Source organism: Lysinibacillus sp. FSL H8-0500 (assembly GCF_038051955.1).
Lineage (GTDB): Bacteria > Bacillota > Bacilli > Bacillales_A > Planococcaceae > Lysinibacillus > Lysinibacillus macroides.
Window position 1 is genome coordinate 3,106,415 of record NZ_CP150292.1, and the last position, 13,900, is coordinate 3,120,314.

General features: G+C 39.5%; 16 protein-coding genes. 5 read left to right on the top strand and 11 right to left on the bottom strand.

Annotated elements, in window-relative coordinates; all coding sequences use genetic code 11:
* Positions 1-28: 28 nt before the first annotated feature.
* The 10 genes from MHB44_RS14830 to rpsU all read right to left on the bottom strand — a co-directional run bounded on the left by MHB44_RS14830 (position 29) and on the right by rpsU (position 9,039).
* Positions 29-379: a diacylglycerol kinase family protein gene (locus MHB44_RS14830; protein WP_341299801.1), complete on the bottom strand. Its 351-nt coding sequence runs from the start codon at positions 377-379 to the stop codon at positions 29-31.
* Entirely contained in the window at positions 380-853 is a 474-nt protein-coding gene (ybeY, locus tag MHB44_RS14835; RefSeq protein ID WP_341299802.1) for an rRNA maturation RNase YbeY, read from the bottom strand.
* Between the two features lie 8 nt (positions 854-861).
* A complete protein-coding gene (locus MHB44_RS14840) occupies positions 862-2,982 on the bottom strand; it encodes an HD family phosphohydrolase (protein WP_341299803.1) in 2,121 nt (706 codons plus the stop codon).
* Positions 2,983-3,365: 383 nt separating this feature from the next.
* Positions 3,366-4,322, bottom strand: a complete 957-nt coding sequence (locus MHB44_RS14845; RefSeq protein ID WP_341299804.1) for a PhoH family protein — start codon at positions 4,320-4,322, stop codon at positions 3,366-3,368.
* A 2-nt stretch (positions 4,323-4,324) separates the two neighbouring features.
* A complete protein-coding gene (locus tag MHB44_RS14850) occupies positions 4,325-5,437 on the bottom strand; it encodes a sporulation protein YqfD (protein WP_341299805.1) in 1,113 nt (370 codons plus the stop codon).
* Between the two features lies 1 nt (position 5,438).
* The gene (locus tag MHB44_RS14855) at positions 5,439-5,687 is read right to left on the bottom strand and encodes a hypothetical protein (protein ID WP_341299806.1); all 249 of its coding nucleotides are present in this window, start codon (positions 5,685-5,687) and stop codon (positions 5,439-5,441) included.
* A 55-nt stretch (positions 5,688-5,742) separates the two neighbouring features.
* A complete protein-coding gene (locus MHB44_RS14860; RefSeq protein ID WP_341299807.1) occupies positions 5,743-6,213 on the bottom strand; it encodes a hypothetical protein in 471 nt (156 codons plus the stop codon).
* Positions 6,214-6,238: 25 nt separating this feature from the next.
* Positions 6,239-7,243, bottom strand: a complete 1,005-nt coding sequence (floA, locus tag MHB44_RS14865; RefSeq protein WP_341299808.1) for a flotillin-like protein FloA — start codon at positions 7,241-7,243, stop codon at positions 6,239-6,241.
* Positions 7,244-7,246: 3 nt separating this feature from the next.
* Entirely contained in the window at positions 7,247-8,575 is a 1,329-nt protein-coding gene (locus MHB44_RS14870; protein ID WP_341299809.1) for a nodulation protein NfeD, read from the bottom strand.
* 290 nt (positions 8,576-8,865) lie between these two features.
* The gene (rpsU, locus tag MHB44_RS14875; RefSeq protein WP_004227078.1) at positions 8,866-9,039 is read right to left on the bottom strand and encodes a 30S ribosomal protein S21; all 174 of its coding nucleotides are present in this window, start codon (positions 9,037-9,039) and stop codon (positions 8,866-8,868) included.
* 386 nt (positions 9,040-9,425) lie between these two features.
* Between rpsU and mtaB the strand changes: the two genes are divergently transcribed.
* The 5 genes from mtaB to MHB44_RS14900 all read left to right on the top strand — a co-directional run bounded on the left by mtaB (position 9,426) and on the right by MHB44_RS14900 (position 12,807).
* The gene (gene mtaB, locus MHB44_RS14880; protein WP_341299810.1) at positions 9,426-10,772 is read left to right on the top strand and encodes a tRNA (N(6)-L-threonylcarbamoyladenosine(37)-C(2))-methylthiotransferase MtaB; all 1,347 of its coding nucleotides are present in this window, start codon (positions 9,426-9,428) and stop codon (positions 10,770-10,772) included.
* A 140-nt stretch (positions 10,773-10,912) separates the two neighbouring features.
* Positions 10,913-11,584 (top strand): deoxyribose-phosphate aldolase, encoded by a 672-nt coding sequence (deoC, locus tag MHB44_RS14885; RefSeq protein ID WP_341299811.1) that lies wholly within the window; start codon positions 10,913-10,915, stop codon positions 11,582-11,584.
* Between the two features lie 142 nt (positions 11,585-11,726).
* Entirely contained in the window at positions 11,727-11,954 is a 228-nt protein-coding gene (locus MHB44_RS14890; RefSeq protein WP_341299812.1) for a spore coat associated protein CotJA, read from the top strand.
* Complete coding sequence (locus tag MHB44_RS14895; RefSeq protein WP_053996190.1) at positions 11,947-12,213, top strand: spore coat protein CotJB; 267 nt, start codon at positions 11,947-11,949, stop codon at positions 12,211-12,213. The genes MHB44_RS14890 and MHB44_RS14895 overlap by 8 nt, the downstream gene beginning before the upstream one ends.
* Before the next feature lie 24 nt (positions 12,214-12,237).
* Positions 12,238-12,807 carry a manganese catalase family protein gene (locus tag MHB44_RS14900; protein ID WP_341299813.1) on the top strand — a complete coding sequence of 190 codons (570 nt, stop codon included), beginning with the start codon at positions 12,238-12,240 and terminating at the stop codon, positions 12,805-12,807.
* A gap of 90 nt (positions 12,808-12,897) precedes the next feature.
* Here the strand turns inward: MHB44_RS14900 and MHB44_RS14905 are convergent, their stop codons facing one another.
* Complete coding sequence (locus MHB44_RS14905; RefSeq protein ID WP_341299814.1) at positions 12,898-13,635, bottom strand: 16S rRNA (uracil(1498)-N(3))-methyltransferase; 738 nt, start codon at positions 13,633-13,635, stop codon at positions 12,898-12,900.
* Positions 13,636-13,900: the final 265 nt, after the last annotated feature.

A 13,900-nucleotide genomic window follows, 5' to 3' on the forward strand; every position in this document is an offset into this window, starting at 1 on the left:
ATATCATATTTAAGCTATTTTATTTCTGTTAAAACCATTTTGGTAGAAAGATAAGTAACCCGATGATCGCACTAAATAGCGCAAATACTAGCACTGCCCCTGCTGCAATATCTTTTGCCTGCTTTGCGAGTGGATGTATATCTGGTGAAGCCAAATCAACGACCCGCTCGATCGCCGTATTGATCATTTCTAGTGCTAACATTAGTGCTATTAATAGTAGCACAATATACCATTCTATACGAGATAAACCTGTAAAATAACCAGCCAGTATAACAATGATTGCACTTAGTACATGTGATTTCATATTTTGCTCTTTACTTGCTGTAATAATGCCTTCAAATGCATAGCCAAAAGATCGCAAGTATTTACGCATATTCATTTAGTTTCTTCCTAAACCAAACGTTTGTAAGATTTCATCCTGCTTGGTAAACATCACTCGCTCTTCTGCTGGCTCCATATGATCATAACCTAGTAAATGTAAAAAACCATGTACCGCTAAAAAGCCTAGCTCTCTTTCAAAGGAATGATTGTAATCCTCTGCCTGCTCCTTGGCACGATCCGTTGAAATAATAATATCCCCCAGTACACGTGGCATCCCTTCAAATGTGACCTCCATTTCACCTTCACCTAGTTCCTCTAGTGCAAAGGAAATGACATCTGTTGGTTGATCCTTACCTCGGTATTCACGATTTATGTCTTGAATCGCCTCGTTGGTCACAAAGGTAATAGAAACCTCTGTTTCAGGCTCAATACTTTCGACGCTTGCTGCATGTTGTAAAAGCTTTTCCACAAGCTCTATATGCTGGGCTGCGACTTCATTTGTTTCATCTGTAAAATCAATTGTTAAAATCATAGATCCTCCTACTTATCTCCCTTTGGATATTCAATACGTGAATGGAAAATACCATTCATCGTTTCACAAAGTACCCGCTCTATACATTTTAACTCTTTTATAGAAATATCGCATTCATCAAACTGATTATCCTGTACACGATCATCAATAATAGCTCGGACTAGCTTACGAATTTTCTCAGCATTTGGCTCTTTCATGGAACGCACTGCCGCCTCCACACTATCCGCAACACTAATAACTGCTGCTTCCTTTGTTTGTGGTTTAGGCCCTGGATAGCGGAACTTCGTCTCATCCATACTTTCTCCTTCTTCCTTCGCTTTATACCAGAAGAATTTTAACAAGCTTGTCCCATGATGCTGTAAGGCGATATCAATAATTTCCTGTGGCATTTTATAGTGCTTAAGCATATCCGCTCCATCGGTTGTATGCGCAATAATAATTTCAGCGCTTGTTTCAGGTGGCAATGAATCGTGGGGATTAATGCCCGACATTTGATTTTCAATAAAAAAGGCAGGACGCTTAGTTTTCCCAATATCATGATAATAGCAACCAACACGCGCTAATAAACCATCTGCCCCTATCTCTTCACAGGCAGCCTCCGCTAAGTTTGCCACCATCACACTATGATGATAGGTTCCTGGCGCTTCCATCAGTAATTTTTTTAATAATGGATGGTTTGGATTCGATAGCTCGATTAAACGTAATGACGATAATAAACCAAATGCTGATTCAAAGAATGGTAAAAGCCCCATTGTTAACGCTCCTGAAAGCAAAGCCGATAGCAGGGCTGCAACCAAGTAAAAGATCAATTCTTTTAAGTCATAGGACGATTGTGTCATTAGTAAGTAAAAAGCTATAAAAGCCAGATTCACAAAGGAAATCACAGCAACTGCCTGTAAAATATGTGAACGTTTTTCCACATTACGCAAAAAGAATAAACTTGCAAATCCGCCAAAAATAATATAAAGCGTGATTTCCATTTGCATCACGGATGAATAGCCCTCTTGGAAAATAACACCCGCAGAAGCAGCTGTTAGCGCAGTGACAAGGACAGCAGTACGCTCATCTGCTAACAAGCGCACAAGCATCGTCGCCAATGCTGTTGGGAATAAAAACGCAATCGTTACATCAAAGCCTCCTGCCACTAAGCTAATAAACTTCATCAGCAAAATAGATAAACTATAAACGATCACTGTTACTAACAGTGCATTACGTTTTTTTCGTTCGTCAGCCTGCCAACGCTCAAATAAAATAAACATAAACACCATCTGCAACAGGGTTAAAATAATAAGTCCTGCAATTGGCTTTAAGGATGGCTTATTACTAATCATCCCCAGTAACTCTAATTGTCGGTAAGCCTCATTATCAATTATTTGTCCTTCCTGCACAATAATCTGTCCTTGCAAAATACGTGTAGGCTCAACACTTTCTTTTGCCTGCTCTTTTCTAGCTTTTGTTTGTTCCTCACTGATCGTTTCGTTCTCAATAATACTAGTGCGTGCTATTAACACAACTGTATTAAATATTCTATCAGGATAGCCACGCTGTCCTCGAATTGTCGCTTCAAAATCATTTTGTGCCACAAAGACATTTTCTGGTCGTATGGATTTTTGTAAATATTCTTCTATAGATTTAGATAGTTGTGTACTTGTCCGAGTCAGATCCGCCTCACTTTGCGCAAGAAGACTCTCTAGTTGTGAATCTGTAAAGTTTAAGGGCATTTGACCTTCATCAATGGATTCAAATTTTTTACGGAGCTGTGTAACTTGATCGTCAACTGGAATCGGCTCTTTACTATCAGCTACATTCTTTTTCACTTCAAGAACATAGTCAAATAATGATGTAATGATCGCGGCCCTTTGCTTGGCGACATCCTCCGAAAATTGATAGACAGGCTCTACTGCATTTGCAGCTTTTTCCCGCTCTTGCTGTGTCTTATAGGTGTCTTCAATTGTTTTAGTAGATCGTACTGTTTCAGGCGCAAGCTGTAGTGGTTTGAAATCATATGTAACTCCTTTAACATTGCCATACATAAATGCAAACTGTAGAGCGCCTGTTAAAATGAGAATGATGATGATAAAGTAGCGAAAACCAATAAGCTCTGTAAATTTTCGAAGTTGTTTCTCCATTTGGCACCTCCTCTATCTACCTACTATCATACCAATTCGACATACATTTTTCTCGAAAAATGTATAAGAAAGCAAAAAACAGCTATACAATTTCGCATAGCTGTCACATCTTTTGCCGTATTTTGGTAAATGTTGTTTTATTCTACTCTCCACCATTGACGAAGTTTGCGCTTTTATGTTAGTTTTGAGCGGTTTCTTTGCTGGTTCGAGCGGTTTTCACTCATTATTGAGCGCTCTCTTTATAGATTTGAGCGGTTTCAATCTATTTTTGAGCGCTTTCATCTATTTTTGAGTGAACCTCGCTTTCGGGGCAGGTTAACACCTTGTTGTCCCTGCCGCTAGCGCTTTCGGGGCAGATTGTAAAATTGCGCTTTTGCGCAATTTTACAATTGCTGCTCTTCGTAAGCTTGGATGATTTTAGCGACGATTGGGTGACGTACGACATCGCCTTGTTCTAATACTTGGAAATGGATGGATTTTACATATTTTAATGTACGCTCAGCAACAATTAACCCTGATTCTGTATTTTTTGGCAGGTCAATTTGTGTTTTATCACCTGTAATCACCATTTTTGAGCCAAAGCCTAGACGTGTTAAAAACATCTTCATTTGTTGATGGGTGGTATTTTGTGCTTCATCTAAAATTACAAAGGCATCGTCTAGTGTACGACCACGCATATAGGCTAATGGGGCGATTTCAATTGTGCCTCGCTCAATCAGCCGCTGTGTCTGTTCTGCCCCGTAAATGTCATTTAAAGCATCGTAGAGAGGTCTTAGATAAGGATCTACCTTTTCCTTTAAATCGCCTGGAAGAAAGCCTAGAGACTCTCCTGCTTCCACGGCTGGACGCGTTAAAATAATGCGTTTTACATGTCCATTTTTTAGCGCTTGTGTTGCCATCACTACTGCTAAATACGTTTTTCCAGTACCTGCTGGACCAATACCGAAAACAACGTCTTTATGACGGATTGCTTGTATGTATTCTCGTTGACCAATTGTTTTTGCACGAATTGATTTTCCCTTTGTCGTGCGTGCTATTTCTTCATCATATAGTTCTGCGAAATATTCAATTGTTCCTTTTTGTGTCATTTCGATCGCTGTAGTAACATCGCGTTGATCGATGTTGATGCCTTTGCGAATAACTTTTAATAATGCATGCAGAAGAAGTGTTGCCTGTTCCTTAGCATTCTCCTCACCTGTAAGTTGAATTTGTTCACCACGTGTAATAATGTGAACATGAAGTGCCTCTTCAATTAATTTCATATTGGCATCGGAAATACCAAGTAGCATCACCGCTTCGTTTGGATTATCTACCTGTAATACAGTTAACTGTTCTGACATAATCATTCTCCTTGTAGGCCTTGTATTGGATTTGCAATGTTCTCATTGATTAAAAATAGAACTTTCCCTTCAACTGTACCATTCCCCCACTTTGCCTGTAAAAGGTTTTCTTTTTTGATCATCGTTTTTTCAGGTAATGAACGCAATACTTTTTCATGAAGTAGCGGGATTAGCAAGGACTCTATTTTCGATTCATCAAGCTCTACTTGCATGGTTTTCGTTTTTTGCTCCTCCACAATTGAAACATATGGGTCTAGCCAATTCGGTAAATCCTTTTTTTGCACATACTCCACCTGCTCTTGATGAATCCCCTTTATCAATACGCGCCACTGCTTTTGCTGTAAGGTTTCCAGTGTAATTTTTGTCGGTATTTTAAATGAGCATTCAAGCCAATAATCCGCAAAAACCTCTCCCTTTGCCCCTACAAAAACTTGCTCTGTGCCACTGTCAATCACACCACTAACAAGAACATCCCCCTCATAAGCTGTATCATTAACAGAAATTTTACGCTCGCCATTTTGGATATTAAAATGCGTAATTACACCGCTTTTCGTTGCTAGTAAATGCGAGGCTAGCTTGTCACGTGATTGCTCTGTCTGTTTGGGTGATTCCTGTGGTCTAAGAATTATACGTCCACCATGTTTATCAATATGCACCCATGAAAGCTCTCGATGCTGCTCCAATAGCCTTTGCCGTATCACCGTATTGGACGGTATATTTTTTTTAGATAATGGTGTTGTTATATGAAAGGTATCTTGAAAGGTCTTACCAAGACGCTCCTCTATTTCTGGTGTTGCTGCTTCAATATCAACTCGCCAAATAACTTGCGCACATAATAACGGAATAATCATCATCAAAGCTATGCCAAGTAACGTCCAAAGCTGGGTACGAACGACTTGGAGCTCATCAGCATAAAAAACGGTCATTTTTAAGCGAAAACGGCTCCGAACTCGGCGGATTTTCGGTAAATAATGCATCGTTGTTTCAAAGGAAACTTCCTGTTCACGAAAGACTACACGCTTTAAAGGTATATGCTGAGCGTGCAATGTTTGAATAAAAGGATGAACATTTTCATGGCGTTTTATACGTATAATAATTGGCCGATTATTCCACATATTAGCTCACACCCATATTCTTTGTCTTTTTCATATGAAGCTCCTGTAAATTGTCAACAGAGAGATGAAGCATTTCTTCTTTAAGAGCGTTAATCGTCACTGAATCTGCATTTACCGTGATATGATAATCTGCATACACAAACGAACAGGTCGTAGCATCTGCATGGATAAAACGATAAGGTCCAATAATTTTTAAGGATTCGTATTCTAACAATTCAAGTAGTGGCGTTAATTGAAATAATTTTCTCATAAAAAAATGCCTCCTTCTTCGGCAATATATGCAGCGAAAAAGGAGGACATACTTGTTATTTTCTTTTTGCTTTTGGAGGTCCTAGGACTTCAGCCATTACAACCGCTTGCATCAGTGCATTTTTAGATCTCGGTATTTGGAGAGTCGAATGAGTTGCCGTTGTTGTTTCTTTTTTCCCCGCTGCCAAACGCCCTATATTATCTCGCCGCGTAGAACGGCTTGGCGCTTCATCTGGCGTAATTGATGGTGCTACATAGCTTGGTACAGCCTTGTTTTCCTGTTCTTCAACATTTTTTTTAGACTCTTCCGCACTTTCAGCTGATGGAATCCAATCGCCTATAAACTCACGGGCAAAATCCTCAAAGCTTTGCGTTTTCTCCGTTCGATGCAACGTCTTCTCTGAAGCAGGAGGCTCTGTATACGTATTTTGCTGAGGAGCTCTCTGCTTTTCTGGTTTTTTATTTTTGGCTTTCCCGAAAATAGAGCTAACTATGGCAATTATTGCAAAGATAATTAATTGTTCCATATGCTAGTTCCGCCCCTTTCCGTTTTTAGGCATTTGGTTCATTTGTTTCTGATTTATCAGTGCCCACCTTTGAAATGGAGTCACGCATTGCTGTATCAGCTTGAATATTACGATAGTTCATGTAATCCATAATACCCAAATTACCTGATCGTAGTGCCTCTGCCATTGCTTGTGGTACTTCCGCTTCAGCCTCGACTACCTTCGCCTTCATCTCTTGCACACGAGCAATCATTTCCTGCTCATTTGCTACAGCCATTGCACGACGTTCTTCCGCTTTCGCTTGAGCAATATTTTTATCTGCCTGCGCTTGTTCAATTTGTAATTCCGCACCAATGTTTTTACCAATATCTACGTCGGCAATATCAATGGATAAGATTTCAAAGGCAGTTCCTGAATCTAACCCTTTCGATAATACTGTTTGTGAAATCATATCAGGATTTTCTAATACCTCTGTATGCAGATTGGCAGAACCGATTGTCGAAACAATCCCTTCTCCGACACGGGCAATAACCGTTTCTTCACCTGCACCACCAACTAAACGTTCAATATTAGCACGCACTGTAATACGTGCCTTTGCCTTTACTTCAATCCCGTTCATCGCTACCCCTGCAATAAATGGTGTTTCAATAACTTTTGGATTAACAGACATTTGAACAGCTTCTAATACATCACGTCCAGCTAAATCAATTGCTGCACAACGTTCAAATGATAACTCAATATTGGCACGGTGAGCCGCAATTAAGGCATTCACTACACGGTCAACATTACCACCAGCTAAATAGTGACTCTCTAACTGATTAATCGTTACAGGTAAACCTGCTTTATGTGCTTTAATCAACGGATTAACAATTCGAGAAGGAATTACGCGACGTAAGCGCATCCCAACTAATGTGAAAATACTAACGCGAACACCTGCAGCTAATGCAGAAATCCACAGTGCCACTGGTACAAAGGTAAAGAATACCGCAAGCACAATAAATAAAAGAACTAGCCCGACAATTGGACCTATTAAAGCTAAGTCAAAACCCATTTTCTATTCCTCCATCTCTTTTTCCGTTGGTCTCACAACAATACGTGAGCCTTCGACTTTAACAATTTCTACATGTTTATGGGCATCAATATAGCCACCTTCTGAGACGACGTCAATGCGTTCATTACCAAAGACCATCGTGCCTGAGGGACGTAGTGGTGTCAGTGTTTTGCCCACTTGCCCTAACAATTCGGTGCGATTAACATTGGACACATACCCTTCTTCAGTCGTTGTTGCGTCCATTAATACAAGCTTATTCAACACATGTAATTTTTTACCGAAAAATTTCATCAGGATCACCATTCCTATCATTGCGATGACAAGCGCAATGAAAATTGCTGTTACCATTTGCATCATATTGGCACCTGCCAGTATAAGACTGAGCACTATAAAGACGCCACCTAAAATACCAACAATACCACCGGGGACAAAAAACTCCGCAATGATCAGCGCCAAACCAATAATAAATAATAATAAGGTTTCATAGCCAGCAAAGCCTGCAACCATATGTCCAAAGAAAAATAACCCTAAAGCTGATAGCCCCATTGTACCTGGCACTCCGAAGCCTGGCGAATATAACTCCATTACAAGCCCCAAACTTGCGACAGACAATAAAATTGGTACGATAATTGGATTTGTAATAAAACGAGCAAGCTTTTCTGTAAACGTCGGTTCAATTGACACAATATCACTACCATCTAGCTTTGTTACCTCTAAAAGCTCCTGAAAATTATGAACGGTTCCCTCAGAGTATTTGACTTCCAATGCCTCTGAGGCTGATAGCGTTAATAAATTCTCTCCACCTGCACGATATTTAGGAAGATCGTAAGTAGAATCTGCCATTGCCAATGCATATTTGGGATCACGACCTGACGTTTCCGCTGCTGCCTGCATTTGTGCAAGCCACGCACTATTCGCTTTTAAATCGGCTGCATTCCCTGCTGAGTCAATGACTGCTGCTGCACCAATTGTTCCATTGGGAACCATATAGATTTCATCCGCATGTAAGGCTAAAAAAGCACCTGCTGAATGGGCATCCTTATTAATATACGCAATTGTGTGTACCTCTGTAGCATCCATAAGCTTGGCGATCTCACCTGCTGCATTGACAAAACCGCCAGGCGTATGTATATCTAAGATAATCGCCTTTGCATAGTTTTCTTCTGCCTCTTTAAAAGCTCGTTCTAAAAATGCATGAAGTCCGCGCTCCACTTCATTATGAATAGGAATGTGATAAACTTTGTTGCTGGCAAACGCTGAAGTTAATGGAAACGCTAACAAAAGAGCCATCCAAATCACCAGTAAATAACTGAGGATTCTCCCTTTCCGCACCTTTTTCCCTCCCTTCTAACATGCTTCTCTACTCTATATACGGCTGGTCATGTAAAAAGTTTCACAAATCTTAAAATTTTTTAATATGCGATCTACCTATAGTGTGACACAAAAAAGCCGAATGCACCAACAAAAGTGCATTCGGCTTTTTTCATATGTACGTAAAACAGAGCAATGTAAAATACCTGAAACTAATCACAAGCATGATTAATTTCAGGTATAACGTTGTCTGCTCAATGAATCATACAATTGCGTGTTATGAACGTAGGGATTTTTAATGGGAAATTAAATTACCACTTACGTTTACGTGCAGCTTCTGATTTCTTTTTACGTTTTACGCTAGGTTTTTCGTAGAACTCGCGCTTTCTAACTTCCTGAATTGTACCACTTTTTGATACAGTACGTTTGAAGCGGCGAAGAGCATCTTCAAGCGATTCGTTTTTGCGAACGACAGTTTTTGACATCTCTCTTTCCCTCCCTCCGAACACACGTCAATACACAATTAGGCAAATTACCTTCTGTTGTGTACTAAAAAATTATATCGTATTGTCTAATAATGGTCAATAGAAAGTGTACGAAATTATCAAAGGAATTTTTGGTGTTATGTCCTTTGCTTAATTTTCATCTTCACTTCCTCACTACAGTGTCCATTTTATTCTATGTCTATGTTATTCCCACTGTTAAAAGAATTCTTTGCTGATAGACATATTGAAATCATTCATTAAAGTATTGATTTTAAAACAAATATGTTATCATAAATCAGTGTTATTATAAAACATGTATCAAATAAAAATCAAAGGCTGGCTAAAGCATAAAGGTACAACGTGTAATTGAAAGGATGATATATATTATGAGTAACGAGCGATCAAAAATCGTGAGTTTCCATACTCTAGGTTGTAAGGTAAATCATTATGAGACAGAGGCGATTTGGCAGCTGTTTAAAGAGGAAGGCTATAAACGTACAGAATTTGATCAACAAGCAGACGTTTATGTCATTAATACATGCACAGTGACAAATACTGGAGATAAAAAGTCACGGCAGGTTATTCGTCGAGCTATTCGTCAAAACCCTGATGCTGTGATATGTGTCACAGGCTGCTATGCACAAACATCCCCTGCAGAAATTATGGCAATTCCTGGTGTTGATATTGTAGTAGGCACACAGGATCGTACAAAATTACTAGGCTATATTGATCAGTATCGCCATGAACGCCAACCGATTAATGCTGTGCGTAATATTATGAAAAATCGTGTCTATGAGGAATTAGATGTACCAGCATTTACGGACCGTACACGAGCTTCATTAAAAATACAGGAAGGCTGCAATAACTTCTGTACATTTTGTATTATTCCATGGGCACGCGGCTTAATGCGCTCTCGTGACCCACAAGAAGTAGTCCATCAAGCACAGCAATTAGTAGATGCTGGCTATCTCGAAATTGTTTTAACAGGAATTCATACAGGTGGCTATGGACAAGACTTAAAGGATTATAATCTAGCACAATTATTGCGCGATTTAGAGGCAAATGTAAAAGGTTTAAAGCGTCTGCGTATCTCATCTATTGAAGCAAGTCAATTAACAGATGAAGTGATTGATGTGCTACGTGAATCCAACATTGTTGTTAATCATTTACACATTCCAATCCAATCTGGCTCTGATACCGTGTTAAAGCGTATGCGTCGCAAATATACAATGGCATTTTTCGGTGAACGTTTAACGAAGCTACATGAGGCACTGCCTGATTTAGCTGTTACATCTGATGTTATTGTTGGTTTCCCAGGGGAGACAGAAGAAGAATTTATGGAAACATACAACTTTATTCGTGACCATAAATTTTCTGAGCTACATGTCTTCCCATTCTCTCCACGTACAGGAACACCAGCTGCACGTATGGAAGACCAAATTAATGAAGATATTAAAAATGAACGTGTCCATCGTTTAATTGCTTTAAATGACCAATTAGCAAAAGAGTATGCTTGTCGTTTCGAAGATCAGGTGTTAGAAATAATCCCTGAAGAATTTGTGCATGATGGCAGCGCAGAGGGGCTTTTAACAGGCTATACAGATAATTACTTAAAAGTAGTGTTTAAAGGTTCTGAAGACTTGATTGGCCAGCTTGTAAAGGTAAAAATTACACAGGCAGGCTATCCACATTCTAAAGGCCAATTTGTTCGTCTGTTAGAAACAGTTCATTAAAGAATGAAGGATTGCCTGTTTTCTAGGTAATCCTTTTTTACGATTGATCCACTATTCACCAAGAAATTAGACGTAGGCGTTGAAAAATGGTATGATGCGAAGAGGTACGTACATCTTGAGTTATAAGGGAGTGTCTTAAAATGGAACAAAATTTTGCACGTATGATTGACCACACACTATTAAAAGCTGAGACTACAAAGGAACAAATTGATAAGCTTTGCGCAGAAGCAAAACAATTTAACTTCGCCTCTGTCTGTGTCAATCCAACATGGGTAAAGCATAGCAGTGAGCTTTTACACGGCTCAGACGTTTTAGTGTGTACGGTTATTGGATTCCCACTTGGCGCTAATACACCAGCTGTCAAAGCATTGGAGGCAAAGGATGCTATCGCTAACGGTGCACAGGAGGTAGATATGGTCATTAATATTGGCGCATTAAAAGATAAAAACTATGACCTTGTACAAGCTGATATCGCAACAGTCGTAGAAGCAGCTAAAGGTAACGCACTTGTCAAAGTGATTATCGAAACATGCTTATTAACAGATGAAGAAAAAGTAAAAGCGTGTGAATTAGCAGTAGCGGCAGGCGCTGATTATGTAAAAACATCGACTGGTTTTTCTACTGGTGGTGCAACAGTAGCGGATATTGCCCTTATGCGTAAAACAGTAGGTCCTGAGCTTGGTGTAAAAGCTTCAGGGGGTGTTCGTAGCTTAGAGGATATGAAAAAAATGGTAGAAGCTGGTGCCACTCGAATTGGCGCAAGCTCAGGTGTAGCCATTATGAATGGCTTAATTGCAGATTCCAATTATTAATTATATTTTACTGTTGTAAGCCCTAAGCTCCTGCTGTCTTTTTCAGGAGCTTAGGGCTTATTTTGTTGGGGCTGGATGAATAAACATTTTTTTAGACTCATATACTCCACAGACGAATTGAATAACAGAAGGGAGGATGCAATTGTTTACGCAATATAAGTATTGGAAGCCTTATATTAGCCCTTTCGACCCCTGTAAACCCATTGAAGTAAAGTATTTTGCAACACCCCCACAATTATATATGGGATTTCAGCCATATGGATTGCCACAATTTCAAACACCTCAAGAGGCTCTAAGGGCTGGAACATTATGGCCGCAACTATTTAGCCCTTATCCATTTCCGATAAAAGGAGGGACAAAGCATGACTAATAAGAAGATGCCGCCCGAATTTTATAAACAATTAGAGGAAATACAGGCTATTGACTTCGTAATTGTTGAATTAAATCTTTATTTAGATACCCACCCCCACGATTATGATGCTATTCAGCAATTTAATGAATATACAGAGAAAAGCATGAAGCTGAAAATTGACTTTGAACAAAAATATGGTCCGCTGATGAATTTTGGGAGAAGCTATTCGAATTATCCTTTTAATTGGATTGATACACCATGGCCATGGCAGGTCTAAACATATGACTAGGAGGAATAAGCTGTGTGGTATTATGAAAAAAAGCTCCAATATCCTGTAAAAGTGAGTACCTGTAACCCTATGCTTGCTAAGTTTTTAATTGAACAATATGGGGGTGCAGATGGGGAGCTGGCGGCTGCACTGCGCTATATGAATCAGCGCTATACGATTCCCGATAAAGTGGTAGGACTATTAACCGATATTGCAACAGAGGAATTTTCGCATTTGGAAATGATTGCAACGATGATTTATAAGCTAACAAAAGATGCTACACCTGACATGCTCAAGGAAGCAGGATTAGGAGATCATTATGTTAATCATGATCGAGCATTGTTTTATCAAAATGCCTCTGGTGTACCATTCACGGCAACCTATATTCAGGCGAAAGGTGATCCAATTGCTGATTTATATGAGGATATTGCGGCTGAAGAAAAAGCACGTGCTACCTATCAATGGATTATAGATCTATCGGATGACACTGATTTAAATGATAGCTTGAAGTTTTTACGTGAACGGGAAATTGTCCATTCTCAACGCTTTAGAGAGGCTGTTGAAATTTTAAAGGATGATCGAGATAAGAAGAAGGTTTTCTAGTGAAATAAGTACTTGGCTGTATCAAGAAAAACTTGAAACAGCCTTTTTTATTTGATTAACCCGTAGATAAGTTAATGGCAAGGTTTTTTCCTATTCAAATTCATACGAAATAGCAGATAGTGCATAAAGGGGTGCTGTTTCTGCTCGTAAAATTCTTGGCCCTAATGACATCGGTTGAGCACCTACCTGTAGTAGAGCCTCCACTTCTTTACGCGCAATGCCCCCCTCTGGACCAAAAATAATCAGTATGGATTTCGCCTGTTGTGCTTTTATTTGCTGTAGCTTGTGCGCAAAGCTTGTGCGTTTGTCAGCCTTGGCATCCTCCTCATCGGCAATAAAAACTACATCAAAATTTGGAGCTTGCTGTACCAATTGTTGGAAGGCAATCGGCTCATATACTTCTGGAATAACTGTACGATGGGCTTGCTCTGCTGCTTCTTTTGCAATTTTTTGTAATCGCTCTTGCTTATTTGCTCCCTTTTTTTTATCCCATTTGACAATCGAACGCTCAGCCTCAAAGGGTTGTAAGGCAAACATGCCAAGCTCGGTTGCCTTTTGTGTAATGAGTTCTAGCTTATCTCCCTTTGGTAAACCACAGGCAACTGTAACAAGAACAGGTAGCTCTGGAGAGGCGATAATCTCCCCTGTAGGCTGTACAACTACCTCATCTCCAGCAAAGGCTGTAATTGTACAAATATAAGCATTTTCTTGTGCCACTACTACTATTTTGTCACCTTCTTTCATTCGCATGACTCGTTCAATATGACGTGCGTCTTCTCCACTGATTCGTGCGTCTTCAATAGAGGTTTCAATAAAATAACGCTGCATAATACACATTCCTTTCCATAAAGAAGAGAAAACACCAAATCACAAGCACTCGGCTCATGATTTGGCGCTTTCTCAGTCAATTTATTGTGGATGACGGGCGATGATGGCGACCCAGTCTTTCAACTAAATGCTTCAATAACACTACAATTGCTTTTTGAGTAAGTGCTAACTCTAGTATAAAATTATCAAATCCCACATTTTTCGTCAACGAAATCACTCATATACTAATAAAATTATTCCAATGCAATGATCTTGACATAAAAAT

Bases quoted from the DNA above. Each gene is read 5' to 3' on its own strand.
- MHB44_RS14830 (WP_341299801.1), bottom strand. From the start codon at position 379: ATGAATATGCGTAAATACTTGCGATCTTTTGGCTATGCATTTGAAGGC.
- ybeY (WP_341299802.1), bottom strand. From the start codon at position 853: ATGATTTTAACAATTGATTTTACAGATGAAACAAATGAAGTCGCAGCC.
- MHB44_RS14840 (WP_341299803.1), bottom strand. From the start codon at position 2,982: ATGGAGAAACAACTTCGAAAATTTACAGAGCTTATTGGTTTTCGCTAC.
- MHB44_RS14845 (WP_341299804.1), bottom strand. From the start codon at position 4,322: ATGTCAGAACAGTTAACTGTATTACAGGTAGATAATCCAAACGAAGCG.
- MHB44_RS14850 (WP_341299805.1), bottom strand. From the start codon at position 5,437: ATGTGGAATAATCGGCCAATTATTATACGTATAAAACGCCATGAAAAT.
- MHB44_RS14855 (WP_341299806.1), bottom strand. From the start codon at position 5,687: ATGAGAAAATTATTTCAATTAACGCCACTACTTGAATTGTTAGAATAC.
- MHB44_RS14860 (WP_341299807.1), bottom strand. From the start codon at position 6,213: ATGGAACAATTAATTATCTTTGCAATAATTGCCATAGTTAGCTCTATT.
- floA (WP_341299808.1), bottom strand. From the start codon at position 7,243: ATGGGTTTTGACTTAGCTTTAATAGGTCCAATTGTCGGGCTAGTTCTT.
- rpsU (WP_004227078.1), bottom strand. From the start codon at position 9,039: ATGTCAAAAACTGTCGTTCGCAAAAACGAATCGCTTGAAGATGCTCTT.
- mtaB (WP_341299810.1), top strand. From the start codon at position 9,426: ATGAGTAACGAGCGATCAAAAATCGTGAGTTTCCATACTCTAGGTTGT.
- deoC (WP_341299811.1), top strand. From the start codon at position 10,913: ATGGAACAAAATTTTGCACGTATGATTGACCACACACTATTAAAAGCT.
- MHB44_RS14895 (WP_053996190.1), top strand. From the start codon at position 11,947: ATGACTAATAAGAAGATGCCGCCCGAATTTTATAAACAATTAGAGGAA.
- MHB44_RS14905 (WP_341299814.1), bottom strand. From the start codon at position 13,635: ATGCAGCGTTATTTTATTGAAACCTCTATTGAAGACGCACGAATCAGT.